This window comes from Streptomyces lushanensis, from assembly GCF_001700515.1.
Taxonomy (GTDB): domain Bacteria; phylum Actinomycetota; class Actinomycetes; order Streptomycetales; family Streptomycetaceae; genus Streptomyces; species Streptomyces lushanensis.
Genome location: NZ_MAUD01000360.1, coordinates 1 through 26,745 on the forward strand (window position 1 = coordinate 1; position 26,745 = coordinate 26,745).

Here is a 26,745-nt window from a genome sequence, read left to right on the forward strand (position 1 = left end):
AGGACGGCAAGCTCTACGGCGAGCCCTTCTACGGCGAGTCGTCCTTCCTGATGTACCGCAAGGACGTCTTCGCGGCGAAGAAGCTCACGATGCCCGCGAAGCCCACCTGGCAGCAGGTCGCCGACCTCGCCGCCAAGGTGGACGGCGCCCAGGAGAACATGAAGGGCATCTGTCTGCGCGGACTGCCCGGCTGGGGCGAGGTCATCGCTCCGCTGACCACCGTCGTCAACACCATGGGCGGCACCTGGTTCACCAAGGACTGGGAGGCACAGCTCACCTCGCCGGAGTTCACCAAGGCCACCCAGTTCTACGTCGACCTGGTGCGCGACCACGGCCAGGCGGGCGCTCCGCAGTCCGGCTACGCCGAGTGCCTCAACAACATGACCCAGGGCAACTCGGCCATGTGGTACGACGCCACCGCGGGCGCCGGATCGCTGGAGGCCAAGGGCTCGCCGGTCAAGGGCAAGATCGGCTACGTCCCGGCCCCCGTGGACAAGACGGAGAGCTCGGGCTGGCTCTACACCTGGGCCTGGGGCATGCAGAAGGCCTCCACCAAGACCGAGAGCGCGTGGAAGTTCATCTCCTGGGCGTCCAGCAAGGAGTACGAGAACCTCGTCGGCGAGCAGATCGGCTGGGCCAACGTGCCCGCGGGCAAGCGCGCCTCGACCTACGCCAATCCCGACTATCTGAAGGACGCGGCGGCCTTCGCCGAGGTCACCAAGGAAGCCATCGCCAACGCCGACCCGCGTGACCCGGGCACCCAGCCGCGCCCGACCGTCGGCATCCAGTTCGTCGACATCCCGGAGTTCACCGATCTGGGCACCAAGGTCTCGCAGGAGATCAGCGCCGCCATCGCGGGCAAGAAGTCGGTGGCCGAGGCGCTGAAGACCTCGCAGGCGCTCGCCGAGAAGGTCGGCAAGGAGCAGCAGTGAGCACCTCCGTCAGCACACCTCCGCTCTCCCCGGCCGGCGCGTCGCGCCCGGGCGCCCCGCGGCGCGCCGGCCGGAGGGCCTCCGGCCGGGCCCGCGCCTGGGCCACCCGGGCCCCGCTGCTGCCCGCGCTGGTCTTCCTGATCGCGGTCACCCAGCTGCCCTTCGTGGCGACGCTGGTGATCTCGCTCTTCGACTGGAACTCGCTGGCCCCCGACGAGCGCGGCTTCGCCGGACTCGCCAACTACGGTTCCGTGTTCTCCGACGCGAGCCTGCGGGAATCGGTGTTCACCACCGTGCTGCTCACCGCGAGCGTCGTGATCGTCAGCGTGGTCCTCGGACTGCTGCTCGCCCTGCTGCTGGACCGTAAGTTCCTCGGCCGGGGCTTTGTCCGTACGCTGCTGATCACGCCGTTCCTGCTGGTCCCCGTCTCGGCGGCGCTGCTGTGGAAGCACGCCCTGTACAACCCCGAGTACGGTCTGTTCAACGGTGCCTGGGCCTGGTTCACCGGACTCTTCGGTGTGAGCGCCCCGGCCCAGCCGGACTGGATCTCCGACATGCCGCTGATCGCGGTCGAGGCGGCCCTGGTGTGGCAGTGGACGCCGTTCATGATGCTCATCCTGCTCGCCGGACTCCAGAGCCGGCCGGCCGAGATCATCGAGGCCGCGAAGCTGGACGGCGCGACCACCTGGCAGACCTTCCGCTTTCTGACACTGCCGCATCTGCGCCGCTATCTCGAACTGGGCGTCCTGCTCGGCTCGATCTACATCGTGCAGAACTTCGACGCGGTCTTCACCCTCACCTCGGGCGGGCTCGGCACCGCGAACCTCCCGTACACCATCTACCAGACCTTCTACCAGGCTCACGAGTACGGACTGGCCTCCGCCGCCGGAGTCGTCGTCGTGATCGGCACGATCGTGATCGCGACCTTCGCCCTGCGTGTGGTCTCGTCCCTCTTCAGTGAGGAGGCGAACCGCGCATGAGCACCCTCTCGTCCCCGCGGACGGAACCGGCCGGGCGCCCCAGGACCGATCCGTACGCGCCCGCCGCCCGGCGGGCCAGGCGGCGCTCCGCCGGGCTCGGTCTGCTGGCCTGGATCGTCGGAATCGTGTTCTGCCTGCCGGCGCTCTGGATGCTGCTCACCTCGTTCCACTCGGAGGCGGACGCGGCGACCAATCCGCCCTCCTTCGGCGCGGGCCTCACCCTCGACAGCTACCGGGTCTTCTTCGGCGCGGGAGGCGGCGCGAGCCCCTGGCCGCCGCTGATCAACTCCCTGACCGCGTCGCTGTTCTCCACGGTGTTCGTGCTCGTCCTGGCGCTTCCCGCGGCGTACGCGCTCTCCATCAAGCGGGTGGAGAAGTGGACGGACGTGATGTTCTTCTTCCTCTCCACGAAGATGCTGCCGGTCGTCGCCGGACTGCTGCCGGTGTACCTCTTCGCGAAGAACACCGGGATGCTGGACAACATCTGGCTGCTCGTCATCCTCTACACCTCGATGAATCTGCCGATCGCGGTCTGGATGATGCAGTCCTTCCTCGCGGACGTCCCGGTCTCCATCATCGAGGCGGCCCAGGTGGACGGCGCCCGGCTGCCGACCGTGCTGGCCCGGGTGGTGGCGCCGGTCGCCGCGCCGGGCATCGCGGCCACCGCCCTGATCTGCTTCATCTTCAGCTGGAACGAGCTCCTCTTCGCCCGGGTGCTCACCGGGGTGACGGCCCAGACCGCACCTGTTTTCCTGACGGGCTTCGTCACCAGCCAGGGGCTCTTCCTCGCCCAGCTCTGCGCGGCGTCCGTCGTTGTCTCCCTGCCGGTGCTCGCAGCCGGTTTCGCCGCCCAGGACAAGCTGGTCCAGGGCCTTTCTCTTGGAGCTGTTAAGTAATGAGGGCAGCGATCGTCGAAGCCGTCGGCAAGGTCTCCGTCACGACGGTGCCCGACCCCACCCCGGGCCCCCGGGACGTGGTCGTCTCCGTCGCCTCGTGCGGCCTGTGCGGCACCGATCTGCACATTCTGCAGGGTGAGTTCGCGCCCACCCTGCCGATCGTGCCCGGTCACGAGTTCGCCGGTGAGATCGTGGAAATCGGCTCCGACGTCACTGAACTGGCGGTGGGCGACAAGGTGGCCGTCGACCCGTCGCTGTACTGCCACGAGTGCCGCTACTGCCGGGCCGGACGGGGCAATCTGTGCGACCGGTGGAACGCGATCGGGGTCAGCAAGCCGGGCGGCGCGGCCGAGTACGCCGTCGCGCCCGTCGCCAACTGTGTCAAGCTGCCCGACCACGTCGACGTACGGGACGCGGCGCTGATCGAACCGCTCTCCTGCGCGGTCCGCGGCTACGACGTCCTCAGCTCCACGCTCGGCGCCGAGGTGCTGATCTACGGCTCGGGCACCATGGGACTGATGATGCTCGAACTCGCCAAGCGCACCGGCGCCTCCGCCGTCGACGTCCTGGACATCAATCCGGAGCGGCTGGCGACCGCCGGCAAGCTGGGCTGCTCGCGTACCGCCGCCACGGCGGACGAGTTCGACCGGCCGGGCGGCTGGGACTTCGTGATCGACGCCACCGGCAACGCGGGCGCCATCCAGGACGGCCTGGGCCGGGTCGCCAAGGGCGGCACCTTCCTCCAGTTCGGCGTCTCCGACTACGCGACGACCGCGGTCATCGAGCCGTACCGCATCTACAACCAGGAGATCACCATCACCGGCTCCATGGCGGTGCTGCACAGCTACGAGCGGGCCGCCGCGCTCTTCGCCGGCGGCGTGCTCGACCCGGCGGTCTTCATCAGCGACCGGCTGCCGCTGGAGGAGTACCCGCAGGCGATCGAGCGGTTCAAGGCGGGCCAGGGCCGCAAGATCGTGGTGGAGCCGTGAGCGGGGAACGGCCTGTCCGTCCGGGCGCCGTGCTGGTGATGGGGGAGGCGCTCATCGACCTCGTACCGTCACCCTCGGATCCGGCGGACTACCGCGCCGAGCCGGGCGGCGCTCCGGCCAATGTCGCGGCGGGGCTCGCCAGGCTCGGAACGCCGAGCTGGTTCGCGGGCGCGCTCGGCGGCGACGGCTTCGCACGGATGATCGAACAGCGGCTGGTCTCGGCGGGTGCGGAGCTCGGTCTCTGCGCGCGCTCGGAGCTGCCCACCACGCTCGCGGTCGCCGATCCGGGACCGGACGGCACCGGCTACCACTTCCATCTCCAGGACACGGCGACCTTCCGGCTGCCGGACCACGCGGGCGAGGTGGACCGCTTCGCCGCGGTGTACGCGGGGGGTGTCGCCGCGGTCGTCGAACCGGCCGCCGAGGCCGTCGCGGCCACCGCGCGCGCAGCCGCAGCGCGCTCGCTGCTGGTGGTGGACCCCAATGTGCGCGAGGACCGGACGATCGATCCCGGGACGGGCGGGCGGCGGCTGCGCGAACTGTGCTCGCTGGCCCAGGTGGTGAAGGCGAGCGACGAGGATCTCGTACGGCTGTGGCCCGGCACCGATCCCGATGAGACCTGCCGGCGGCTGGCGGCGGAGGGCAGGCTCGTGGTGGTCACCCGTGGCGCCGGGGGCAGTACCGGATACGCGGGCTCCGCGGAGCCGGTGTCCGTTCCCGCGGTGCCGGTCGAGGTGGTCAACACCATCGGCGCGGGCGACGCCTTCATGTCCGGTGTCCTCAACTGGCTCACCACCACCGGCGCGCACCGCGACGGCGGCGCCGCCGCGCTCTCGCGCGACCAGGTGACACGGATGCTGGGCTTCGCCTCGCGGGTGGCGGCCTCGGTCTGTGCCCAGACCGGTACGGAACCCTCGATACCCGCCAGTATCTGAGCGTTGCGCGTACCGCCGCGGCCGGAGCCACCGTCCGACCTCCCCAGGACGGTGGCTCCGGCCGTTCACGGCGCATGAGGGTGTGTCAGGCGGCCTTGCCGCTGCCGCCGTTGGCCGCGCGGATGATCTCCGCGTAGCGGTGGCCGCTGCCCTTGACGGTGCGGCGCTGCGTCTCGTAGTCCACATGGACCAGACCGAACCGCTTGTCGTAGCCGTAGGCCCACTCGAAGTTGTCCATCAGCGACCAGGCGAAGTACCCGGCGAGTGGCGCGCCCTTCTCCACGGCCCGCGCGCAGGCGGCGAGATGCTCGTCCAGGTACCGGGCGCGCTCGGGGTCGTCGACGGTGCCGTCCGCCCGTACGGTGTCGGGGAAGGCCGAGCCGTTCTCGGTGACGAAGATCCGCTGAGCGCCGTACTCGTCCTTCAGCCGGAGCAGGAGCTGCTCCAGACCGTCGGCGTGCACCTCCCACCCCATGTGGGTGTGGCGGGCGTTCGGCACGTCCACCTGACGGGCGAACGGTGCCCGGCCCGTCGGGTCGTCCTCGACGATCTGGCGGAAGTAGTAGTTGAGCCCCAGCCAGTCCAGCGGCGCCGCGATGGTCTCCAGGTCGCCCGGACGCTCGGGCAGGTCGACCCCGTACAGATCGAGCATGTCCTGCGGATAGCCGCGGCCGTGGATCGGGTCCAGCCACCAGCGGTTCGTATGACCGTCGGCACGGACGGCGGCGGCGCGGTCCGCGTCGCTGTCGCTCGCCGGCTCGATGGGGCTGAGGTTGTTGACGATGCCGACCCGGGCGTCCGAGGAGGCCGCGCGGATCGCCTGCACCGCGAGTCCGTGTCCGAGGTGGAGATGGAACGAGGTGCGCACGGCGGCCGTCAGATCGGTCAGTCCGGGCGCCATGGTGCCTTCGAGATGGCCGATCCAGGACGAGCAGAGCGGCTCGTTGAGCGTGGCCCAGTCCTTGACGCGGTCGCCGAGCCGCTCGGCCACGGCCGAGGCGTACGCCGCGAAGTGCTCGGCGGTGTCACGGGAGGGCCAGCCGCCGCGGTCCTGGAGGATCTGCGGCAGATCCCAGTGGTAGAGCGTGGCGAACGGAGTGATGCCCGCCTCCAGCAGACCGTCCACCAGCCGGTCGTAGAACGCGAGACCGCGCTCGTTCACCGGTCCGTCACCGCCGGGCACGATCCGCGGCCAGGCGATCGAGAACCGGTACGCGTCCACACCGAGCTGCTTCATCAGCCCGATGTCCTCGGGCACCCGGTGGTAGTGGTCGCAGGCCACATCCCCGTTGTCGTTGTTGTCGATCTTGCCCGGAGTGTGCGAGAACGTGTCCCAGATGGAGGGGGTACGGCCGTCCTCGGCCACGGCTCCCTCGATCTGGTACGCGGCGGTGGCGACGCCCCAGGTGAAATCGTGGGGAAGGGCGTTTAGGTCGTTCACGGACTGCCTTTCTGAATGGGTCACTTCACGGCGCCCGCGGTCAGGCCGGCGACGAGGTAGCGCTGGAGAAGAAGGAACCCGACGACCACGGGCACGCTGACGACCAGCGAGGCGGCCATGATCTGGTTCCAGTAGACGTCGTTCTGGGTGGCGTAGCCCTGGAGACCGACGGCCAGGGTCCTGGTGGTGTCGTTGGTCATGACGGAGGCGAAGAGGACTTCACCCCAGGCCGTCATGAAGGCGTAGACGGCGACGGCGACGATGCCGGGCACCGCTGCGGGCACCACCACTTGGAACAGCGCGCGGATCGGTCCCGCGCCGTCCACCATGGCGGCCTCGTCCAGTTCCCTGGGAATCGAGTCGAAGTAGCCGATCAGCATCCAGATGGAGAACGGCAGCGAGAACGTCAGATAGGTGAGGATCAGACCGCCGCGCGAGCCGTAGAGCTCGACGCCCGTGCTGTTCCCGATGTTCACGAAGATCAGGAACAGCGGGAGCAGGAAGAGGATCCCGGGAAACATCTGGGTGGAGAGCACCGTGACGGTGAAGACCCGCTTGCCGCGGAAGCGGTAGCGGCTCACCGCGTACGCGGCGAACACCGCGATCACGACGGAGAGCGCGGTCGCGGAACCGGCCACGATCAGCGAGTTCACGAAGTACTTGCCGAGCGGGACGGTCTTCCAGATGTCGAAGTACGGGCGGATCGTGAGGTCTTTCGGGATCCACTGGAACTTGCCGGAGACGTCCTGGAGCGGCTTGAGCGAGCTGCTGACCATCACATAGACCGGCAGCAGCGCGAAGGCCGCCAGCAGGGTCAGTACGACGCGGCGCGTCCAGAGGAACGACTGCGGCGGTGCGATGGGAGACCTGGGCCTAGACATCCGAGCCCTTCCTTCCCCGTGAGGTGAGGAACAGATAGACCGCCGTCACGAGCAGCAGGAAGAGCAGCAGCAGGACGGACATCGCGGATCCCGAGCCGAAGTTCCAGGTGACGAACGACGACTGGTAGATATGGATCGAGATCAGGTCCGCCGCTTCCGGTGCCGACTTGCCGAAGAGCACATAGGGCGTGTTGAAGTCGTTGAACGTCCACAGGAACAGCACGAGCACCAGCACCTGGTTGACCGGGCGCAGCGACGGCAGTGTGATCTTGCGGATCTGCTGCCAGATGCCCGCTCCGTCGATGGAGGCGGCCTCGTAGAGATCGCGCGGGATGTTCTGGAGGGCCGCCATCAGCATCAGGAACGCGAACGGCCAGGACTTCCAGAGCGAGACCACGACCAGCGCGACGAAGCTGTTGTTGCCGATCAGCCAGAACGACGGTTTGTCGGTGAGGCCGAGCTGGTCGTGCAGTACGTGATTGATGATGCCGTTGTCGTGCTGGAACATGAACGCCCAGGTGATGACCGCCGCGTACACGGGCAGGGCGTACGGGACGAGGAAGATCGTCCGCAGAATGCTCCGGCCGCGGAAGTTCTCCTGGAGCATGATCGCCGCCGTCACACCGAACAGCCAGGACAGCCCGACCGAGAGCACGGTGAAGGCACAGGTCACCAGGAACGAGTGGAGCAGCGCCTGGCCGATCGGAGCATCGAAATCGATGGCGATCTTGTAGTTGTCGAAGCCGGCGGAGGGCGAATTGCCCCAGTTCCTGATGAAGAACTGGGTGAGCTGCCGGAAGCTCACCCAGATCCCGATCACCATCGGGATGATGTGGATGAGCAGTTCGAGCACGACCGCGGGCAGCAGCAGGAGATAGGGCAGACCGCCCTGACGGATGCGGTCGGGGATGCGCGGCAGACGTGGTCCGCGCGCACCCCCGTTCTCCGTCTTCTCCGATGTGCCCGCCTTGTGCCCGCTACTGGGTGTCACGGTGGCGGTCATGGAGAAAGCCTCACTGTGCCATCTGCTGCTGGGCCTTGGTCAGGGCCGCCTTGACGGATTCGGTGGTCACCGGCTTGCCGGCCGCGGCGTCGGCCCACAGGTCCTTGACGGCCGTACCGACGGTCGTCTCGAACTGCGACTCGTTCGCGACCTGGGGGAGCGGCGCGGCGCTGGTGGCCAGCGTGTCACGCAGGACCTTCAGGTCGGGCGCCTCGAACGCCGGGTCCTCCTGGGCGGCCTTCACCGGCGGGATGGCGCCGAAGGTCTTGTTGAGCAGCGTCTGCTCTTCGTCGCTCGTCATGAACTTCACGAACTTCTTGGCGCCGTCGACGTTCTTGGTGTTCTTGAACACCGCGATGTTGATGCCCGCCACCATGGAGTTGGTGTTCTGGCCGGCGCCCGGCGTGCCGGACTGGACCGGTACGGGAGCGACGCCCCAGTCCTCGGGCTTCATGCCCTGGGAGGCGAAGGTCGAGGCCGCGGCCTGCCACAGCACCATGGCCGTCTTGCCCTTGGCGAAGTCCTGGAGGGACTGGTTCTGGGCGTACTCCGCGTTGCCCGGAGCGATGATCTTGTCCTTGGCCATGAAGTCGACGTACTGCTTCACCGCGGCGACGGCGCCGTCGGAGGTGAAGGTCGGCTTGCCCGACTTGTCGAAGAAGTCGGCACCGTGCTGCTTGCCGAGCACGAAGACCTGGTGGATGTTGTTGGAAAGGTTGCCACCCTCGGCGCCCAGCGCCCACTTGCCGTCCTTGGAGATCTTCTTGCCGTCGGCGACAAGCTCGTCCCAGGTGGCCGGGGGCTGCGAGATGCCCGCGTCCGCGAACATCTTCTTGTTGTAGTAGAGCGCGTAGGCCAGCGAGTACAGCGGCACGGCGGCGGGGTCCTGACCCTCCGCACCGGCCGAGGCGACCGCCGAGTCGACGAACCGGTCCCGGCCGCCGATCGCGTCGAAGTTCTTCTGGTCCCACGGCAGCAGCGCGCCCGTGGCCTGGAGCGAGGCCGACCAGGTGTTGCCGATGTTCAGCACGTCGGGGCCCTGACCCGAGGTGGTGGCGGCGAGGATCCGGTTGAGCAGGTCGGACCACGGGATGACTTCGAGCTTGACCTTGATCCCGGTCTGCTCCTCGAACTTCTTCAGTTCGGGGGTGAGTATCTTCTTGTCCGCCTCGATGTTGGGCCCCTGGTTGGATGCCCAGTACGTCAGGGTTTTGGGTGATTCGTTACTTCCGCCCTCGCTGGACGATCCGCCACCGCAGCCGGCTATGGCGGTGAGGGCGCTGACGACGGCTACTGCTGCTGCGGCTCTGATGGTGCGCATGTGAGGTGGCCCCTTTCCGGGGGTGGCAGCGTTCGAGAGTCGAACGGCCTCCATGACTTAATTTATGACGTGATTTAAGAGGTGAGGGAAGGTCGCGTCAAGGTCTGCGACCGGGGTATGTTGCGTCCACGGAAGGAGCACCATGGGAGAGCGCGGCAGACGGACGGTGCGTGACCTGCGAAGGGACAACCGTGCCAGGGTTGTACAACGGTTGTATTTCGAAGGTCCGCTCAGCCGCCAGGAACTCGGTACGGCCACCGGGCTGAGTTCAGGCTCTATCAGCAACGTCGTTGCCGAACTCGCCGCCGAGGGCCTTCTGGAGGAGGCCGGAGTGGTCGATTCCGACGGCGGGCGTCCCCGTACGCTGCTGCGCGTCGCGCCCGGCGGAGGGCTGCTCATCGGTATCGACATCGGTGAGACGCGGGTCCGTGTCGAGCTCTTCGATCTCTCCCTCACCGAACTCGCCCGTACCGATCGGCTGCTGGCCCAGCACGGCTACGACGTCGAGCGCATCGTCGCCCATGTCTGCTCGGGTGTCGCCGATGTGCTGCGTGACACGGGCGCCGACCCGGGACAGCTCCTCGGCATCGGTATCGGGGTTCCCGGGATCATCGAACGCGGAGGTCAGGACGGCGCCGTGGTGCACGGCCAGACCATCGGCTGGACCGCCGTCCCGTTCGAGAAGCTGCTGCGTGCCGTCCTGGACGTACCGTCCGAGGTGCCGCTCTTCATCGACAACGGGGCCAAGACCCTCGGACAGGCCGAGATGTGGTTCGGTGGCGGCCGGGGCGCAGGCACGGCCGCGATCGCGCTCATCGGCTCCGGAGTCGGCGCGAGCGTCATCCACGGCGGCGCGCTGGTCGAGGAGAGCGGCCGGGGCAGCGCGCTCGAATGGGGCCATACCACCGTGCACATGGGCGGACGGCGCTGCCGCTGCGGCTCCATCGGCTGTCTGGAGGCGTACGCCGGAGCGGAGGCGATGCGCGAGCGGTGGTACGAAGCGGGCGGACCGCTCCCGGACGACGCGGACGACGAGACCGCCCTCGCGGCACTGCTCGAAGCGGCCTTTCCCGAGGACGAGGACCTCGCGCCCGACCCGGTGGCCGTGTCGCTTCTTGAACACACGGCCGAGTGCCTGGGCGCGGCCGTCGCCGATCTGATCAATCTCTTCCTGCCCGAGCGCATCCTGCTCGGCGGCTGGGCCGGACTGCTGATCGGACCGCATCTGCTGCCCGAGATCCGGCGCCACGCGGAGGCGTACGCGCTCCGGCACCCGGCGGAGCGCACCAGTATCGAGCTGGGCCACCTCGGCCCGGACGCGGTGACGGTGGGCGCCGCGACGCTGCCGCTCGCCGCGTTCCTCGCGCGCGGCGGCAGCCGTCCGAGACTTCCGGGACCCTCGCCCGAACCGGACCCGGGCGGCCTGTCCGCGTCCCGGCGGTGGCACCGCGCCTCCACGACGGCGGCGGCGGAGCCGGCGGGCTGATGGGATGTAAGCGTTCGTGCCCTTTCGGGAGAAATGCCCGGCTGGTCCTGATCTGATCCGGATCTGTGCTGTATGCCAGCCGCCGACCGGGGACGTGCGTGAGGTGTCGTGAGGTGGCGCGAGACGCCGTCGGGTCAGGCCGAGCCGCGTACCACCAGTGACGGTTCGAAGATGACCGAGGTCACCGAGCGGTCCGGGCCCGCCAGCCGGTCCAGCAGCAGACGGGCCATCTCCGCCGCCATCTCCTCGACGGGCTGTCTGACAGTGGTCAGCGGCGGACGGCAGGCGAGCGCCGCGCTGCTGTCGTCGAAGCCGACCACGGCGACATCCTCCGGCACCCGTCTGCCGTGCTCACGGAGCACATGGCACGCGCCCACCGCCATCAGGTCGTTCGCCGCGAACACACCGTCCAGATCGGGGTGCTCGGCGAGCAGCCGCTCCATCGCCGTCTCGCCGCTCTCCTGGGTGAACCGCCCTTCGGCGATGGGGATGTACGGATGGCCCCGCCGCGCCATCGTGTCGCGGAAGCCCGCCAGCCGGTCCTGACCCGCGGGTACGTCCAGCGGGCCCGTGATCGTGGCGATCCGGCGGCAGCCGCGCGCGAGCAGATGCTCGGCGGCCAGCCGCGCGCCGTCCTGATGGGCCAGATCCACATAGCTGATACGCGCGGGCCTGGCCGGGCGCGCGTACAGCACGGCGGGCAGTCCCGCGTCCGTGATCAGCGCGGGCAGCGGGTCCTCGGCGTGCGTCGACACCACGAGCGCGCCGTCCGCGCTGCCCTGGCGCAGATACGAGACGACCTCGTCGCGGGCGCGGGACGTCTCGGCGAACATCAGCACCGGGTACATCCCCCGGGGCCGCAGGTAGTTGACGACTCCCGCCACCACCCGCCCGAAGAACGGATCGGCGAAGACATGGGCGGTGAAGGAGTTGTTGGCACCGTCAGGACCGACGGCGGAGGCGTCGGGCGGGCTGTCCGCCGGTTCCGGGGGTCCGTCCGCCGGATCCTCGGCCGAGTCGTCCCCGGCCCCGGAGACCACCAGTGCGATCGAGTCGGCGCGCCGGGTGACCAGTGACCGGGCCGCGCGGTTGGGTGTGTAGCCGGTCGCGGCCACCGCCTGCCGGACGGACTCCTGTATCACCGGGTCCACATTGCGGACGCCGTTGACGACCCGTGAGACCGTGGCGCGGGAGACACCCGCGGCTCGCGCCACATCCTCCAGGGTGGGTGCGCCTGCCGGTCGCGGGTCTTCCGTCATGACCCCCTTTATAGCATTAGTGGAGAGCGCTCTCCGTGGTCGCCCCTGGTGGGCGCGGTGGTGCCACGGACAGGGTGATCGTCCCGCCGAGCGGCAGGTCTCCGGCCGAGCGTCCGCCGTGGAGGGCGTAGGCGCCGGGCGCCCATTCCCAGCGGTGGTGCTCCGCCGACCAGCGTGCCGGTGCCCGGCCGTCGACCCGTACCACCGCGACGACCTCCTCGCCGGGATCCGCGACGACGGCCGTATATCCGACCAGCCGGCGCGCCGACGGATCCACGTGCTCGGGCCCGGACGGCTCGGCGTCGGACCGCTCGGGCCCGTACCGCTCGGGTCCCGACGGCCCGGGACCGGACAGATAGAGCTGTACGACCTCGCGTCCGCGCCGCGCGCCCGTGTTGCGCAGCCGTATCCGGACGTCGAAGGGCTCGCCCGCGTCCACCCGGTCCGGTGCCTCCAGCGCGCCGTACGACCAGGTCGTGTAGCCCAGACCGTGGCCGAACCAGTACGCGGGCGTGGCGCCCGATCTCAGCCAGGCGCGGTAGCCGACGTACGGTCCCTCGGCGTAGACGAGCCTGTTCTCCTCGGGCCTGGTACGGAGCACGGGAACGTCCTCCTGCGCCGCCGCCCAGGTCGTGGGCAGCCGGCCGCCCGGCTCGGCGCGTCCGAAGAGCACATCGGCGAGACCGTCGCCGGCCTCCTGCCCGGGGAACCAGGCGAGCAGCAGTGCGGGCACCTCGGCACGCCAGGGGAGGGTGACGGGGGCGCCCGCGTTCAGGATCACCACCGTCCGCGGATTGGCCCGCGCCACGGCCCGTACCAGCGCGTCCTGACCGTCCGGCAGCCCGAGCGAGTCGCGGTCACGGCCCTCGGACTCGCTCTCCTCCGTCGTGCCGACCACCACCACGGCGGCATCGGCGTCCCGCGCCGCCGCGACGGCGGCGGCGAGCTCGGCCGCCGGATCGCCGGGCGGCGGCGCGGCGGCCAGTACGGTGGCCACCCCCGTGCCGGGTACGAGCCCGCGCCGGGCGACCACCTCCACCTCGGCCCCGGCGGTCAGCGCGACCCGTACGGACCGGTAGGGCGGCGCGACATGGATCCGCGTCGGATCGTCGGAGTCCAGCGGGTAGGTGCCGTTCAGCACCGTGCGTCCGGCGACGGACACGGTGACCGGCCCCCAGCCGCCGACCGCGAGCGTCCAGTCGCCGTCCCGGTCGGGCCGGATCAGCGCCCGGATCTCCACGGTCTCCGCCCCCGGCACCCGGGCGGGCTCCACGATCCGTCCCGACAGCCGGTGCTCCGCGTGGAGTTCGGTCCCGTTGCCGTCCAACAGCCTTACCAGCACGCCCGGTTCGCCGTCGCGCGGGTCCCTGGTCCAACTCCGGTCCAGCGGCCTGGGCGAGCCGTCCGGCGCCAGCCCCGGGACATACGTCACCTCGGCCGCTCCCTCCAGGGCGGCGGTGACACCGGCCAACGGCGTGACCACGGAGGCGGGAAACACCTCCGCGCTGCCGCCGCCCTGGATGCGGACCGCCGTGGCATGGGGCCCGATGACCGCGACGGAACGCAGCCGCGCCGGATCGAGCGGCAGCAGCCCGCCCTCGTTGCGCAGCAGGACCGTTCCCGCCGCGACGGCGCGGCGCAGCAGCCCGTGTCCGCCGGACATCGCCGGAGCCGACGGCCGCCGGGCCGCGGGCCGTTCACCCAGCGCGCCCACCCGGTCGGCGAGCCGCAGCAGTCTGCGTACCTTGTCGTCGATCCGCGCCTCGGGCACCAGCCCTTGCTCCGCGGCCGCGAACAGCCCGTCCGCCCAGGGGCTTTGAGGCCCCGGCATCGCCAGATCCTGCGCGGCGCGCGCGGTGTCGAGCAGTGTGCGGACCGCGCCCCAGTCGGAGACCACCGGCCCCGCGAAGCGCCACTCGCCCTTGAGCGGCTCGGTCAGCAGCGCCCCCGCGGCCATCGTCTCCCCGTTGACCTGGTTGTACGCGGACATCACCGCCCAGGCGCCCGCTTCCACGGCCGCTTCGAAGGGCGCGAGATACACCTCGCGGAGTGTCCGTTCGTCGACGCGCACATCGACCGTGAGCCGGTCGGTCTCCGCGTCATTGGCGACGAAGTGCTTGGCGGTGGCCGCCACCCCGCCGTCCTGGATGCCCCGCACGAGGGCCGCGCCCGTACGGCCGGTCAGCAGCGGGTCCTCGGAGAAGCACTCGAAGTGGCGCCCGCCCAGCGGTGAGCGATGCAGATTGAGGGTGGGCGCCAGCAGGACGTCGACACCCTTGCGCCGGGCCTCCCGTGCGAGCAGCCCGCCCAGCTCGGTGACCAACTCCTCGTTCCAGGAAGCCGCGAGCGCGCTCGGCGAGGGCAGCACGAGCGAGGTGTCCCGTTCGTCCCAGGCCACGCCGCGCACTCCGGCGGGACCGTCGGAGAAGGTGAGGGCACGCAGTCCGAGGGCCGGCTCCGGACGCGTACGCCAGTTGCTCGCGCCGGTCAGCAGACGCACCTTCTGCCGGAGATCGAGCTTCTCCAGCAGATGGCCGATCTCTTCCTCGGTCATGCCCGCCCCTTCGCTCCGTGCCGGGAGAGCGCTCTCCCATGTGCTGCGCCAAGACTCGCCGGACCGGCTCGGCGCTGTCAATGGCGGCTCCCGCCGGGCGCCGGCGGCCCCGCCCGAGGGCGGGCGGCGCCGGGGAGGGGGCGCTGAACAGGCAGGGTGCCGATCGGGCGAACCCGCTTGTGGTCGCCGCTGGTTGAGGTCTTGTCACGGTGAGTGCCCAGCCCGTAAGTTGTGCGGTTGCGACGTGTCCTACAGCCAGTGGGGGAGCCCAGCCATGGCCGCAACCGGTCGGCACCGCAAGTACCAGCCGAGCCGTATCAACCGCGCATCGCTGACCGTTACGGCGAGCGGCGCCGGGATGGCACTGCCGCTCATCGCCGCCGGATCGGCGCACGGGGCGTCGGTGGACGTCTGGGAGAAGGTCGCGGCCTGTGAGTCGACCAACAACTGGCGGATAAACACCGGCAACGGCTACTTCGGCGGACTCCAGTTCACCCAGTCCACCTGGGAGGCGTACGGCGGCGGGAACTACGCGCCGCGTGCCGATCTGGCCACGAAGGACCAGCAGATCGCCGTCGCCGAGAAGGTGCTCAAGGGCCAGGGCCCGCAAGCCTGGCCCGACTGCTCGGTACGGGCCGGACTGACCCGGGGCGGCGACGCGCCGGACATCACCCCGGACCGGACCGGCGACGGCGGCAACGCGCCCGAGGCCGCGAGCGAGCGGACGAGCGGCCCGCTCCGGACGAAGAGCGGACAGGCCCGGCAGACCCAGCAGGCCGAGCAGAGCCGGCCGAAGAAGGACGCGTCGCCCACCGCCGTCCCGACACAGCGCGAGGGTTACACCGTGGCGCGCGGCGACTCGCTCTCCGCGATCGCCGTCGAGGAGTCCGTCAAGGGCGGCTGGCAGCGGCTGTACGAGGAGAACCGCCGGCTGATCGGCACCGATCCCGATCTGATCTTCCCGGGCCAGAAGCTCGTCCTGCATGTCCTGGCGCCTGCGAAGAGCGCGCCCCCGAAGGGCAGTGCCGCCGCGGGGCCCAAGGAGACGGCGAAGCCCGTACCGGCCGCGAAGCCGAAGCAGGCGGTCCAGGAGAAGCAGCAGGCGGCGGCGAAGCCGAAGCAGGCCGAGAAGCCCCGGCAGACGGAGAAGAAGCAGCAGGCCAAGGCGCCCGCCCGCGCCGAGCGGCCCAGCACGGCCGCGGTCACCGCGCCCGTCTCCGCCTCGACCGGGACCCAGTACCGCCAGGCGGGCTCCTGGGCCAGCGGCTATCACACGGGTGTGGACTTCCCGGTGCCCACCGGCACCTCGGTGAAGGCCGTCGCCGCCGGACACGTGGTCTCGGCGGGCTGGGCGGGCGCGTACGGCTATCAGATCGTCATCCGGCACGAGGACGGCAAGTACAGCCAGTACGCGCATCTCTCCGCGCTCAATGTGCGTGAGGGCCAGCAGGTCGGCGGCGGCCAGCGGATCGCGCGGTCAGGATCGACCGGTAACAGTACGGGACCGCATCTCCACTTCGAGATGCGTACGGGGCCGGACTACGGGTCCGACATCGATCCGCTCGCCTATCTGCGGGCCGCGGGCGTCAGGCTCTGAGGGAGCGTCCGAGACCGGGGCGGCGGTGCCGCCGCCCGCCCCGGCCGGTCCCCGGTGGGCCGTCGGCCGTCCCGGAGGGCCGGAGGTCTCCGAGGAGGCCGTCGGCGCTCCCGGACCCCCCGCCCGCGAGACTCCGAGCCGCTCCGTGGTGAGCAGTATCAGCCCGCCCGCGGCGACCACACCGGCGCCCAGCGCCAGCACCGTACCGAGGACGCCGTGGCGGAACTGCTCACCGAAGAGCGTCAGGCCCACGGTCGCGGCCACCACCGGATTGACGACGGTGACCGTCGCCAGCGGCGCGGCCAGTCCCGCGCCCCGGTAGGCCGCCTGCGAGAGCAGCAGCCCGCCGATCGCGAGGACCGCGATGATCAGCAGGCTCGGAAGCCGCACACTCGGCGTGTCCGAGGTCCAGTCCACCGTGACCGTCTTGGTGAAGACCGAGGCGATACCGAACGCGGTACCGGCCGCGGCGGCCAGCAGCACGCTCCGTACGGCGGGCCGGCCCACGAGCCGCGCGGCCAGGAAGAGCACACCCACGATGCCCAGCGTGACCCCGGCCAGAACCAGCCGCTCCTCGCCGCCGAGCGTGCGGGCGTCGCTGCCCGAGGTCAGCGCGAGCAGCCCCGCCAGTCCCACACTCGCCATGATCGCCCCGCGCCAGGCCGTACGCCCGGCCCTGCGGCCCACGAAGAGCGCCGCCATGGGCAGGGCGAAGACTATGGTGAGCGCACCGAGGGGCTGGACCAGGCTGAGCGGCCCGTACGCCAGCGCCACCACATGGAGTGCCGCGCCCAGACCGTTCAGCACCACGGCCGCCCACCACGAGCCGTGGTGCAGCGGTGCGTAGGGACGGTCCGGGGTGTTCGCCGCGACGCGCTCCTGGAGGATCGCGCCGGTCGCGTACGCGACGGCGGAGACCAGGGAGAGAAGCACGGACAGCGCGAGGGCACTCATGTCTTCCACGATCTCTCTTCCAGGTGTTCCGGGCGTCGTCCTGGAGAGGTCAATCCTGTGTACTGCTGTCGTAGTACTGGGTGGAGCGGGATGTCCTCCCAGGGAGGGTCGCCCAGGTCAGCGCCGGATGGATGGCCGCCGGCCCGCGATGATCCGGCCGGCGCCGTCCCCGGCGGCGGGACCGGCCGCGGCCCGCCGCGACACCGGTCACCGTCGTGCTCTTCCGCCCGGGCCGAATCCGGGTGACCATGTCAGGGCTGCGATCGCCGGGCGAGAACGGGGGATGGCGTGAAGGTCGGCCTGCTCACGCGCGAATATCCGCCGGACGTCTACGGCGGCGCGGGCGTCCATGTGGAATTCCTGGCCCGGGAGCTGCGCTCCCTGACGGATCTCGACGTGCACTGCTGGGGCGCGGGCGAGGAGTCCGCCGCGGCGGTGGAGGCGGGAGTGGTCCGCCACCGGGCCGCGCCCGGACTCGACGGCGCCAACGACGCCCTGCGCACCTTCTCCGTCGATCTGTCGATGGCGGCGGCGCTCGCCGGGCGCGAGCTGGTCCACTCCCACACCTGGTACGCCAATCTCGCCGGCCATGTCGCCAAGCTGCTGTACGGCGTCCCGCATGTGGTGACCGCCCATTCCCTGGAGCCGTCGCGGCCCTGGAAGGCGGAACAGCTCGGCGGCGGCTACGCCCTGTCGAGCTGGGCGGAGCGCACGGCGATCGAGGCGGCGGACGCCGTCATCGCCGTCTCCCGCGGGATGCGCGACGACATCCTCGCCTGCTACCCCGCGCTCGACCCCGGCCGCGTCCATGTGGTGTACAACGGCATCGACACCCGGCTCTACCGTCCCGCCCACGACACCGCCGTGCTGGACCGGATCGGTCTCGATCCCGAGCGCCCCTATGTACTCTTCGTCGGCCGGATCACCCGCCAGAAGGGCGTCCCGCATCTGCTGCGCGCCGCCCGCGCGCTCGATCCGGGTGCCCAGCTCGTGCTCTGCGCGGGCGCTCCCGACACCCCCGAGATCGGCAGGGAGTTCCGCGAGCTGGTCGAGGAGCTGGGGCGCACCAGGGACGGTGTGCACTGGATCCCCGAGATGCTGCCGCGCCCCGAGGTGATCCAGCTCCTCACTCATGCCGCCGTGTTCGTCTGCCCGTCGGTGTACGAGCCGCTCGGTATCGTCAATCTGGAGGCCATGGCCTGCGGAACGGCCGTCGTCGCCTCGGCCGTCGGCGGTATCCCCGAGGTGGTGGACGACGGGACGACGGGACTGCTCGTGCCGTACGACGAACGCCACCCGGAGGACTTCGAGTCGGGACTCACCGAGGCCCTCAACCGGGTGCTCGACGATCCCGAGTCGGCGGCGCGGATGGGCGCGGCGGGCCGGGAGCGCGCCGTCGGCGCGTTCGGCTGGGACCGGATCGCCCGCCGTACGTACGAGGTGTACCAGGAGCTTCTCAAGTCCGAATAGAGGGAGCGGCGATGCGTGGCGGACCTTCGGTGCTCGGGATCGTACTGGCGGGTGGCGAGGGCAAGCGCCTGATGCCGCTCACCGCGGACCGGGCCAAACCAGCGGTGACCTTCGGCGGTACGTACCGTCTCGTCGACTTCGTCCTGTCGAATCTGGTGAACGGCGACATCCTGCGGATGTGTGTGCTGACGCAGTACAAGTCGCACTCGCTGGACCGCCACGTCAGCACCACCTGGCGGATGTCCAGCCTGCTCGGGAACTATGTGACACCCGTCCCCGCCCAGCAGCGGCTGGGACCGCGCTGGTACCTGGGCAGCGCGGACGCCATTCTCCAGTCCCTCAATCTCGTCCATGACGAACAGCCCGACTACATCGCGGTGTTCGGCGCCGACCATGTGTACCGGATGGACCCGCGCCAGATGCTCCGCCAGCACATCGAGAACGGCGCGGGCGTCACCGTGGCCGGGATCAGGGTGCCGCGCGCCGAGGCCTCGTCCTTCGGGGTCATCACACCGGCCTCGGACGGCACACAGGTGGAACGGTTCCTGGAGAAGCCGTCCGATCCGCCGGGCCTGCCGGGCGACCCGGAGCGTGTCTTCGCCTCGATGGGCAACTATCTCTTCACCACCAAGGTCCTCGTCGACGCGCTGCACCGGGACGCGGAGGACGAGGACTCGGTGCACGACATGGGCGGTTCCATCCTGCCGATGCTCACCGAGCGGGGCATGGCCCAGGTCTACGACTTCCAGGACAACCATGTGCCGGGCGAGACACCGCGGGAGCACGGCTACTGGCGCGATGTGGGCACGCTCGACTCGTACTACGACGCGCACATGGATCTGATCTCGCACCAGCCGGTGTTCAATCTCGACAATCGCCGCTGGCCCATCTACACCCACCCGGGCCAGTTGCCGCCCGCGCGTTTCGTGGCGGGCGGGATCGCCAGCGACTCCGTCGTCGGGCCCGGCTGTGTCATCCGGGGCCAGGTCACCCGCTCCGTGCTCTCGCCGGGAGTGGTGGTGGCGGAGGGCGCCGTGGTGCAGGGCTCCGTGCTGCACGACAACGTACGGATCGGGCGCGGCGCGGTGGTGCGCGGCTCGATCCTCGACAAGAACGTGGATGTGCCGCCCGGCGCGACGATCGGGGTCAATCCCGGGCGCGACCGGGAGCTGTACACGGTCTCGCAGAACGGCGTGATCGCCCTGGGCAAGGGACAGCGGGTCGTCTGACCGGTCCGGTCCGGTCGGCGGCTCCCGGGCGGACGGGCCGTGCCGGGCGGACGAGGACCGCGGGGTGCCCGGAGTTCCGGGCACCCCCGCCGCAGGGGGTGCGGACAGCCCGTACGGTCAGAGCATCCGGCGCCGCCGGCCCAGCCAGGTCTGGGCGATCACCACCACCGCGAGAAATGCCCCGCTGACGACCTGCTGGTACGCCGAGTCGAGCGAACCGATCTGGTTGATCACATTCTGGATGACCTTCAGCAGCAGGACGCCCACGAGGGAACCGCTGATGAAGCCGTAGCCGCCGGTCAGCAGCGTGCCTCCGATGACCACGGCGGAGATCGCCTCCAGTTCGAGACCGGCGCCGAGAATGGTCACGCCGGAAACCAGCCAGGCCGCGTTCAGTGCCCCGGCCAGTCCCGCGCAGAGCCCGGAGAGCGTGTAGACGGCGATCTTCGTACGGGCCACGGGAGCGCCCATCAGGGCCGCCGCGTCCTCGTTGCCGCCGACCGCGTACACATACTGGCCGAACCGGCTGCGGCGCAGCGCGACCGCGCCCATCACGAAGAGCGCCCCGGTGATCCACACCGGCACACCGATCCCCAGCAGCGTGTCCTGGCCGAGCCGGGCGAAGAAGGACGTCTCGTCCACCAGATAGGTGGTGGAACCCTCGTCGGTGACCGACAGCAGCACACCGCGCGCCAGCAGCATCGCGGCCAGCGTCACGATGAACGGCGCCAGCCGGGCCCGTGCGATCAGCACGCCGTTGACCAGGCCGATCACCCCGCAGACCGCGAGCGGCAGCAGCAGCGCGACGGCCGTGCCGTACCGGGAGCCCCAGGCGGCGAGCACGCCGCCGAGCGCGAACAGCGAGCCCACCGACAGATCGATACCGCCGGTGATGACGACGAAGGTCATGCCGAGGGCGACCACGGCGAGGAACGCCGAGGAGACCGCCATGTTCGCCAGATTGTCGCCGGTCGCGAAGGTGTCGAAGCCGATCGAGGCGGCGAGCGCCACCAGGATCAGCGTCACCAGCGCGCCGTGCCGCTGCGCGAGCGCGCTGAGCCGCTCGGCCCGGCTCGCGCCGAGCCGCTCCTCCGCCATCGGCGCGGGGACGCCCTTCCCGGAGCTCCCGGAGCTCCCGGAGCTCCCGGAGCTCCCGGGCTTACCGGTCTCCACCGTGGTCACCTCTTCCCCCGTTCCCGTGCCGCGTGGACCGCGAGCACGATCACCACGGCCTGGGCGATCTGTGTCCAGGACGGCGGCAGATCGTGCTTGATGAGCGTGGCGGTCAGCAACTGGATCAGTACGGCGCCCGCCACCGTGCCGCCGATCCTGATCCGCCCGCCGCTCAGCGGAGTGCCGCCGACCACCACGGCGGTGATCGCGGACAGCTCCATCAGCGTGCCGAGCGAGGTCGGATCGCTCGCCTGGAGACGGGCCGTGGCCAGTACGCCCGCGATCGCCGCGAGCACGCCGGAGCAGATGTAGACGACGATCAGCACCCGGCGCACCGGCAGTCCGGCGAGCCTCGCCGCCGGGCGGCTGTCACCGATCGCGAGGAGCTGCCGGCCGAAGGTGGTGCGCCGTACGGTGAAGCCGACGGCGAGCGCCAGCACGGCCGCGATCAGGACCGGATGGGGAACGCCGAGCAGATCCTGCGACCCGAGCGCCGCCATCCCGGGGTCCCGTACATCCCTGAGCTGCGGGAGCAGCACCAGCGCCAGCCCGCGGCCCGCGACCATCAGTGCCAGGGTCGCCACGATCGGCTGCACCCCGACGAACGCGATCAGTGAGCCATTGGCGAGACCGACCGCCGCCCCGCCGACGACCGCCGCGATCAGCGCGATCCACGGACCGTAGCCGAGATAGAGCGACAGGAGCGAGGTCGACAGCGCCATCACCGAGCCGACCGACAGATCGACGCCCTCAGCGCCGATGGCCAGCGCCATGCCGAGCGCCACGACGAGAACGGGCGCGACCTGCACCGCCTGGGTACGGAAGTTCTCCGCGGACAGGAAGTGGGGGGTGAGAAGGACATTGGCCAGCAGCAGAACGGCCACGCCCGCGTACACCCCGTACCCCTGAAGGAACGCCGGCGTCCGTGCCCGGTCCCACGGCACACGCCGGGGCGCCGCCGGCTCAGTCATCGGGGCCTCCTCCCTCCTGCGCGGCGATCGCGCGCAGCAGCCGCTCCTCCGTCACCTCGGCCCCGGTCAGCTCGGCCACGACCGCGCCGTCCCTGAGCACCACGACCCGGTCGGAGCCCCCGATCAGCTCCTCCATGTCGGACGAGATCAGCAGCACTCCGAGTCCCTCGTCCGCGAGTTCGTCGATCAGGCCCCGCACCTCGGCCTTGGCGCCCACGTCGATGCCCCGGGTGGGCTCGTCCAGGAGCAGCACCCTGGGCCGCATCGCCAGCCAGCGGGCGAGGAGAACCTTCTGCTGATTGCCGCCGGAGAGCTCACCGACCCTCTGGTGCGGTGAGGACGCCTTGATCCGCAGCCGCTTCACAAAGGTGTCCACCACCCGGTCGATCCGGGCGTCGTCCACCAGACCGAAGCGGGAGAGGCCCGGCAGCGCGGCCAGCGCGATGTTCTCCCGTACGGAGAGTCCGGGCACGATGCCCTCGGCCTTGCGGTCCTCGGGCAGCAGGCTGATGCCCGCCCTGATCGCGGCGGGCGTGGAGCCGGTCCGTACGGGAACACCCGCCACCAGCACCCGGCCCGAGTCGGCCGGCAGCGCCCCGGCGACGGCCCGGGCGGTCTCGCTGCGGCCGGAGCCGAGCAGTCCGCCGAGTCCCACCACCTCGCCGGGACGCAGTCGCAGGGACACGCCGCGCAAGGAGTGACGTACCGTCAGATCGATGGCCTCAAGTACCGGTTCGCCGGAGGTCCGGTGTGCTCCGGTGAACTCGGCGCGGCCCTTGCCGCGTACCTCGCCCATCTCCCGGCCCAGCATCAGCGACACCAGCCTCAGCCGGTCGAGTTCCGCGAGGGAACCGGTGTGCACCCGCCTGCCGTCGCGCAGCACGGTGACGGTGTCACAGATCTCGTACAGCTCGTCCAGCCGGTGGCTGACGTAGATCACCGCGATCCCGCGCTCCTTGAGGGTCCTGATCACCTCGAACAGGGTGCGGACCTCGCGCGGTTCGAGCGAGGAGGTGGGCTCGTCCATCACCACCACCCGGGCGTCGGCCGCCACGGCCCGCGCCAGCGCCACCATCTGCTGGGCGCCGACACCGAGCGAACGCAACGGCCGCCGTACGTCGACCCGGAGCCCGAGCGCGCGCAGCGCCTCGTCCGCCGCCTGGTGCATCCGGCGGAAGTCGATCAGCCCGAGCCGGCCGCGCGGCTCGCGCCCGAGGAACAGATTGCGGGCCACGCTCATCAGCGGGACGAGATTGACCTCCTGGTAGATGGTGGAGATCCCGGCGCGCTGTGCCTCCAGCGGAGTGGCGAACCGTACCGGCCGGCCCTCCAGGACGATCTCGCCCTCGTCGGGCCGGTACACGCCGGTGAGCACCTTGATCAGCGTGGACTTGCCCGCGCCGTTCTCCCCGACCAGCGCATGGACCTCGGCGGGCCGTACGGCGAGATCCACCCCGTCCAGGGCCCGCGCGCCGGGGAAGGACTTGCTCAGTCCGGTGACCGACAGCACGTCAGTAGGCCCTGCCCAGACCGGACTTCGCGTTGACGTCGGTGTACGCGCTGTCCTGGATGACGATGTCCTGGGCGACCTCCTCGCCCTTGGTGAAGGCGTCGAGCGTGTCGAAGGCGATCGGGCCGAAGCGCGGGTTGGACTCGATCACGCCGGAGATCCAGCCGTCGACGATGCCCTGCACCGCGTTGCGCGTACCGTCCACGGTCACGATCTTGACGGCGCCGGGCTTCCTGCCCGCGCCCTTCAGGGCGTTGACGGCGCCGAGGCCCATCTCGTCGTTCTCGGCGTAGATCCCGGTGATGTCCGGATTGGACTGGATCAGCTGCTCGGTGACCTGCTGGCCCTTCTCCCGGACGAACTCACCGGTCTGCTCGAACACCACCCGCAGACCGGGCGCCTCGGCCTCGATCCGGTCCTTGAAGCCCTTGGTGCGCTCGGTGGTGACATTGTTCCCGGCGGCACCCAGCAGAATGGCGACCTCGCCCTTGCCGCCGGTCGCCTCGATCATCCGGTCCGCCGCCCGCCTGCCCTGCTCGATGAAGTCCGAGCCGATGAAGCTCACATAGTCCTCGCACGGGGTCGCGTTGATCTTCCGGTCGACGGTCACGATCGGGATCTTCCTGGCCGCCGCAGCGCGCAGCACCGGACCCCAGCCGTCGGAGTTGAGCGGAGCGATCACCAGCAGGTCCGCGCCCTTGGCGATCAGGTCCTGGACATCGCTGATCTGCTTGGAGAACTGACTCTGCGCGTTGGCGGTGAGGAGCTCGACGCCCCGGCTCCGCGCCTCCGCCCTGATCGAGGCGGTCTCGGCGATCCGGAAGGGATTGGCCTCCTTCTCGGACTGGGAGAAGCCGACGGTCGCGGTGGCGAGATCGGTCCTCGTACCGCCGAACCGCTCGACGGTGCAGGTCTCGCCGCTCCCGGCGCCGGGGGTGGCGACCACCTGGCCCGTGTCGCCCGAGGCGGACGCGGACGGGTCACCGGCCGCGTCGTCCTCGGTTCTGGCGCAGCCCGTGAGCGCGAGAGCGGCGGCGACGGCTGCGGCGAGAACGGCCCTGGTGGTGGTGCGGCGGACGGCGGAAGACTTCATGGCGGGAACCCCATCTCGGCGCGGCCCCGGCGCGCTGAGCGCCCGCGGGAGGCCAACTCGTACGGTCAGTTGGTGCGTTGAGATCGTTCGGAAGGTTTTTACATCGTTGTACGAGAGCTGTAAACCCCTCCTCCGCCCCGGCCCGGTGCGGCACCGTCACTGTCCGCCGCGCGTGCTCTCCCGCTCCACCAGGGTGAAATCCGCCCGCAGTTCACGTGCCGTCGTGGTCTCCCGGACCTCCGTGCCGCCCCGCAGCCGTTCCACCACCGACTGCACGGCGAGCCGGGCGATGGTCTGTTTGTCCGGTGAGATCGTGGTCAGGGTCACCATGCCGTAGCGGCCCTCGGTGATGTCGTCGAAGCCGACCACGGCGACGTCCGCGGGCACCCGGAGCCCGCGCTCCCACAGCACCCGCATCGCCCCGAGGGCGATCAGGTCGTTGTACGCGAAGACCGCGTCCGGCAGTTCGCCGGAGTCCAGCAGCCGTGCCATCGCCGCCGCGCCGTCCGCGTGCTCCCAGCCGCCCGTCGGCGCGACCAGGGAGTCCGGCGCGGGCACCCCGGCCGCCGTCAGCTCCGTACGCCAGCCGCGCAGCCGAAGCTGTGAGGGCTCGTTCGCCCGGTCCGTACGGGCGCCCAGGAAGGCGATCCTGGTGCGGCCGAGACCGAGCAGATGCCCCACCGCGGTCCTGGCCGCCGCGACATTGTCGATCGCGATGTGGTCGTACGGCAGGTCGTACTCCCGCTCGCCGAGCAGCACCAGCGGCGCGTCGTGGTCCCGCCCGAGCAGATCCTCCGGCCGCAGCTCGATGGGGCTCAGGATCAGCCCGTCGATGACCCGTGCCCGGAACCCCTGGCTGACCAGGATCTCCTGCTCACGGCGGCCCCCGGTGTGGTCGAGCAGCACGGTGTACTCGTATTCGGCGGCCACGTCGATCACCGCGCCGGCCAGCTCGGCGAAGTACGGATTGCCCAGCTCGGGCACGGCCAGCGCGAGGATGCCCGTACGCCCCTTGCGCAGGTGACGTGCCGTCAGGTTCGGCCGGTAGCCCAGCTCGTCGATCGCCCGCTGGACCCGGGCGCGCATCGCGGGTGTGACATGCCGGTAGTTGTTGACCACGTTCGACACGGTCTTGATGGAGACGCCCGCACGCTCCGCGACGTCCTTGAGGCTGACGTTCATCGGCACTTCCCCTCCGGAGTGTCCCGCGGGCCCGCCCCGCCCTTTTTGTACAACGTTATACAAGGTGCCGATCCCGGCTCGGTCAGGGCCCTGGACAGTGGGGGGACGGCGTGCTGTCATGCCAACTGCCGTTCCTTCCAACGTTGTACAGACCGTCGCAACGAGCCGCCACCCTCAGCTTCAAGGAGGACTTGTGCGCATCCGGAGAAAACTGGCCCTCTTGCTCACCGCCGTACTCGGCGCCGCGGGACTCGTCGCGGTCCCGGCCGCCTCGGCCGCCGACGACGATGCCGTCGAGGTCCATGGCCTCAAGGGCGAGTACTACACCCAGTCCGCTCCCGGGGCCTTCGACTTCCATGAACTCAAGGCCACCGCCTTCGACCCGGCCGTCGACTTCGCCGACCTCGAACCACGGCTGAGCGCCACCACGGGACGGGCGGACGACGTCAGTGTGCGCTGGACCGGGAAGATCGTGCCGACCACCACAGGGCCGCACACCTTCTCGATGACCGGCGACAACGGATTCCGGCTCTGGGTCGACGGCAGGCTCACCATCGACCACTGGGTCGACGACTGGGAGAACGAACAGAGCGCCCACCCCGTCGAGCTGACGGCCGGTCAGGCCCTCGACATCAAGGTGGAGTACTTCGAGCACTACGGCGGCTCGAACCTGCACCTCAGGTGGACCGAGCCCGGCGGTACCAAGCGCCCGGTGCCCCGGTCGGCCTTCCGGCTGCCCGACGGCTTCACCTACGACGGCGCCCTCGCCGCCACCGTACTGCCCGACGGCCGCACACTGCGCCTGGACTTCGCCCAGCCGCTCGCCGCGCCGCCGATGACCGCGCGCAGGTGGTCGGTGAGCCCTGCGGGCGGCGCGGCGAGCGGCTGG

The 26,745-nt window shown here is 70.5% G+C and carries 22 protein-coding genes; 10 read left to right on the forward strand and 12 right to left on the reverse strand.

All coding sequences use genetic code 11. The annotated features are described in order from the left end of the window. The 5 genes from BFF77_RS25905 to BFF77_RS25925 all read left to right on the forward strand — a co-directional run. Nucleotides 1-932: extracellular solute-binding protein (locus BFF77_RS25905; protein WP_066954127.1), on the forward strand; the 932-nt coding region annotated here is incomplete at its 5' end. Further along, nucleotides 929-1,912, forward strand: a complete 984-nt coding sequence (locus BFF77_RS25910) for a carbohydrate ABC transporter permease (protein ID WP_066954130.1) — start codon at nucleotides 929-931, stop codon at nucleotides 1,910-1,912. The genes BFF77_RS25905 and BFF77_RS25910, both read left to right, overlap by 4 nt. Further along, the gene (locus BFF77_RS25915) at nucleotides 1,909-2,808 is read left to right on the forward strand and encodes a carbohydrate ABC transporter permease (protein WP_066954133.1); all 900 of its coding nucleotides are present in this window, start codon (nucleotides 1,909-1,911) and stop codon (nucleotides 2,806-2,808) included. Before BFF77_RS25910 ends, BFF77_RS25915 begins: the two co-directional genes overlap by 4 nt. Continuing rightward, entirely contained in the window at nucleotides 2,808-3,797 is a 990-nt protein-coding gene (locus BFF77_RS25920) for a zinc-dependent alcohol dehydrogenase family protein (RefSeq protein ID WP_066954136.1), read from the forward strand. The genes BFF77_RS25915 and BFF77_RS25920 overlap by 1 nt, the downstream gene beginning before the upstream one ends. Before the next feature lie 38 nt (nucleotides 3,798-3,835). After that, entirely contained in the window at nucleotides 3,836-4,732 is an 897-nt protein-coding gene (locus BFF77_RS25925) for a PfkB family carbohydrate kinase (RefSeq protein ID WP_066954180.1), read from the forward strand. Between the two features lie 85 nt (nucleotides 4,733-4,817). Here the strand turns inward: BFF77_RS25925 and BFF77_RS25930 are convergent, their stop codons facing one another. From BFF77_RS25930 to BFF77_RS25945, 4 genes are read right to left on the reverse strand one after another with little or no spacing between them, the layout of a single operon-like run. Further along, nucleotides 4,818-6,173, reverse strand: coding sequence for a GH1 family beta-glucosidase (locus BFF77_RS25930; RefSeq protein WP_066954139.1), 1,356 nt, complete (start codon nucleotides 6,171-6,173; stop codon nucleotides 4,818-4,820). A gap of 20 nt (nucleotides 6,174-6,193) precedes the next feature. After that, nucleotides 6,194-7,054, reverse strand: a complete 861-nt coding sequence (locus BFF77_RS25935) for a carbohydrate ABC transporter permease (protein ID WP_066954142.1) — start codon at nucleotides 7,052-7,054, stop codon at nucleotides 6,194-6,196. Further along, entirely contained in the window at nucleotides 7,047-8,057 is a 1,011-nt protein-coding gene (locus tag BFF77_RS25940) for a carbohydrate ABC transporter permease (protein WP_066954145.1), read from the reverse strand. The genes BFF77_RS25935 and BFF77_RS25940 overlap by 8 nt, the downstream gene beginning before the upstream one ends. A 10-nt stretch (nucleotides 8,058-8,067) precedes the next feature. Further along, nucleotides 8,068-9,378 carry an extracellular solute-binding protein gene (locus BFF77_RS25945; protein WP_066954148.1) on the reverse strand — a complete coding sequence of 437 codons (1,311 nt, stop codon included), beginning with the start codon at nucleotides 9,376-9,378 and terminating at the stop codon, nucleotides 8,068-8,070. A gap of 142 nt (nucleotides 9,379-9,520) precedes the next feature. On the opposite strand from BFF77_RS25945, the gene BFF77_RS25950 reads away from it, so the two are divergent. Next, nucleotides 9,521-10,864: an ROK family transcriptional regulator gene (locus tag BFF77_RS25950; RefSeq protein WP_066954151.1), complete on the forward strand. Its 1,344-nt coding sequence runs from the start codon at nucleotides 9,521-9,523 to the stop codon at nucleotides 10,862-10,864. 134 nt (nucleotides 10,865-10,998) lie between these two features. Here BFF77_RS25950 and BFF77_RS25955 read toward each other — a convergent pair whose 3' ends face one another. Both BFF77_RS25955 and BFF77_RS25960 read right to left on the reverse strand, forming a co-directional pair. Further along, nucleotides 10,999-12,123, reverse strand: a complete 1,125-nt coding sequence (locus BFF77_RS25955; RefSeq protein ID WP_066954154.1) for a LacI family DNA-binding transcriptional regulator — start codon at nucleotides 12,121-12,123, stop codon at nucleotides 10,999-11,001. A gap of 16 nt (nucleotides 12,124-12,139) precedes the next feature. Then, a complete protein-coding gene (locus BFF77_RS25960) occupies nucleotides 12,140-14,677 on the reverse strand; it encodes a glycoside hydrolase family 3 protein (protein WP_066954157.1) in 2,538 nt (845 codons plus the stop codon). Between the two features lie 274 nt (nucleotides 14,678-14,951). Between BFF77_RS25960 and BFF77_RS25965 the strand changes: the two genes are divergently transcribed. After that, complete coding sequence (locus tag BFF77_RS25965) at nucleotides 14,952-16,274, forward strand: transglycosylase family protein (protein WP_066954160.1); 1,323 nt, start codon at nucleotides 14,952-14,954, stop codon at nucleotides 16,272-16,274. On the opposite strand, the gene BFF77_RS25970 is transcribed toward BFF77_RS25965, so the two are convergent. Continuing rightward, a complete protein-coding gene (locus BFF77_RS25970) occupies nucleotides 16,155-17,228 on the reverse strand; it encodes a DMT family transporter (protein ID WP_169922729.1) in 1,074 nt (357 codons plus the stop codon). The two genes, BFF77_RS25965 and BFF77_RS25970, sit on opposite strands and share 120 nt — an antisense overlap. Nucleotides 17,229-17,516: 288 nt before the next feature. On the opposite strand from BFF77_RS25970, the gene glgA reads away from it, so the two are divergent. Continuing rightward, nucleotides 17,517-18,698 carry a glycogen synthase gene (gene glgA / locus BFF77_RS25975; RefSeq protein WP_066954163.1) on the forward strand — a complete coding sequence of 394 codons (1,182 nt, stop codon included), beginning with the start codon at nucleotides 17,517-17,519 and terminating at the stop codon, nucleotides 18,696-18,698. A gap of 11 nt (nucleotides 18,699-18,709) precedes the next feature. Next, nucleotides 18,710-19,927 (forward strand): glucose-1-phosphate adenylyltransferase, encoded by a 1,218-nt coding sequence (gene glgC / locus BFF77_RS25980; protein ID WP_066954166.1) that lies wholly within the window; start codon nucleotides 18,710-18,712, stop codon nucleotides 19,925-19,927. 117 nt (nucleotides 19,928-20,044) lie between these two features. Here glgC and BFF77_RS25985 read toward each other — a convergent pair whose 3' ends face one another. The 5 genes from BFF77_RS25985 to BFF77_RS26005 all read right to left on the reverse strand — a co-directional run bounded on the left by BFF77_RS25985 (nucleotide 20,045) and on the right by BFF77_RS26005 (nucleotide 25,856). After that, on the reverse strand, nucleotides 20,045-21,025 hold the full coding sequence (locus tag BFF77_RS25985) for an ABC transporter permease (protein ID WP_066954183.1): 981 nt from the start codon (nucleotides 21,023-21,025) through the stop codon (nucleotides 20,045-20,047). 80 nt (nucleotides 21,026-21,105) lie between these two features. Continuing rightward, nucleotides 21,106-22,071, reverse strand: a complete 966-nt coding sequence (locus BFF77_RS25990) for an ABC transporter permease (protein WP_066954169.1) — start codon at nucleotides 22,069-22,071, stop codon at nucleotides 21,106-21,108. Next, nucleotides 22,064-23,581: a sugar ABC transporter ATP-binding protein gene (locus BFF77_RS25995; protein WP_066954171.1), complete on the reverse strand. Its 1,518-nt coding sequence runs from the start codon at nucleotides 23,579-23,581 to the stop codon at nucleotides 22,064-22,066. The genes BFF77_RS25990 and BFF77_RS25995 overlap by 8 nt, the downstream gene beginning before the upstream one ends. A gap of 1 nt (nucleotide 23,582) precedes the next feature. Next, nucleotides 23,583-24,674: an ABC transporter substrate-binding protein gene (locus BFF77_RS26000; protein WP_066954174.1), complete on the reverse strand. Its 1,092-nt coding sequence runs from the start codon at nucleotides 24,672-24,674 to the stop codon at nucleotides 23,583-23,585. A gap of 156 nt (nucleotides 24,675-24,830) precedes the next feature. Beyond that, on the reverse strand, nucleotides 24,831-25,856 hold the full coding sequence (locus tag BFF77_RS26005) for a LacI family DNA-binding transcriptional regulator (RefSeq protein ID WP_066954177.1): 1,026 nt from the start codon (nucleotides 25,854-25,856) through the stop codon (nucleotides 24,831-24,833). Nucleotides 25,857-26,049: 193 nt separating this feature from the next. On the opposite strand from BFF77_RS26005, the gene BFF77_RS26010 reads away from it, so the two are divergent. After that, a partial coding sequence (locus BFF77_RS26010; protein WP_245703711.1) for a PA14 domain-containing protein occupies nucleotides 26,050-26,745 on the forward strand: 696 nt, incomplete at its 3' end.

Excerpts from the sequence above, each read along its gene's own strand:
- BFF77_RS25915 (WP_066954133.1), top strand. The coding sequence starts at position 1,909 with ATGAGCACCCTCTCGTCCCCGCGGACGGAACCGGCCGGGCGCCCCAGG.
- BFF77_RS25920 (WP_066954136.1), top strand. The coding sequence starts at position 2,808 with ATGAGGGCAGCGATCGTCGAAGCCGTCGGCAAGGTCTCCGTCACGACG.
- BFF77_RS25925 (WP_066954180.1), top strand. The coding sequence starts at position 3,836 with ATGGGGGAGGCGCTCATCGACCTCGTACCGTCACCCTCGGATCCGGCG.
- BFF77_RS25935 (WP_066954142.1), bottom strand. The coding sequence starts at position 7,054 with ATGTCTAGGCCCAGGTCTCCCATCGCACCGCCGCAGTCGTTCCTCTGG.
- BFF77_RS25940 (WP_066954145.1), bottom strand. The coding sequence starts at position 8,057 with ATGACCGCCACCGTGACACCCAGTAGCGGGCACAAGGCGGGCACATCG.
- BFF77_RS25945 (WP_066954148.1), bottom strand. The coding sequence starts at position 9,378 with ATGCGCACCATCAGAGCCGCAGCAGCAGTAGCCGTCGTCAGCGCCCTC.
- BFF77_RS25950 (WP_066954151.1), top strand. The coding sequence starts at position 9,521 with ATGGGAGAGCGCGGCAGACGGACGGTGCGTGACCTGCGAAGGGACAAC.
- BFF77_RS25955 (WP_066954154.1), bottom strand. The coding sequence starts at position 12,123 with ATGACGGAAGACCCGCGACCGGCAGGCGCACCCACCCTGGAGGATGTG.
- BFF77_RS25960 (WP_066954157.1), bottom strand. The coding sequence starts at position 14,677 with ATGACCGAGGAAGAGATCGGCCATCTGCTGGAGAAGCTCGATCTCCGG.
- BFF77_RS25965 (WP_066954160.1), top strand. The coding sequence starts at position 14,952 with ATGGCCGCAACCGGTCGGCACCGCAAGTACCAGCCGAGCCGTATCAAC.
- BFF77_RS25970 (WP_169922729.1), bottom strand. The coding sequence starts at position 17,228 with ATGAGTGCCCTCGCGCTGTCCGTGCTTCTCTCCCTGGTCTCCGCCGTC.
- glgC (WP_066954166.1), top strand. The coding sequence starts at position 18,710 with ATGCGTGGCGGACCTTCGGTGCTCGGGATCGTACTGGCGGGTGGCGAG.
- BFF77_RS25985 (WP_066954183.1), bottom strand. The coding sequence starts at position 21,025 with ATGGCGGAGGAGCGGCTCGGCGCGAGCCGGGCCGAGCGGCTCAGCGCG.
- BFF77_RS25990 (WP_066954169.1), bottom strand. The coding sequence starts at position 22,071 with ATGACTGAGCCGGCGGCGCCCCGGCGTGTGCCGTGGGACCGGGCACGG.
- BFF77_RS26000 (WP_066954174.1), bottom strand. The coding sequence starts at position 24,674 with ATGAAGTCTTCCGCCGTCCGCCGCACCACCACCAGGGCCGTTCTCGCC.
- BFF77_RS26005 (WP_066954177.1), bottom strand. The coding sequence starts at position 25,856 with ATGAACGTCAGCCTCAAGGACGTCGCGGAGCGTGCGGGCGTCTCCATC.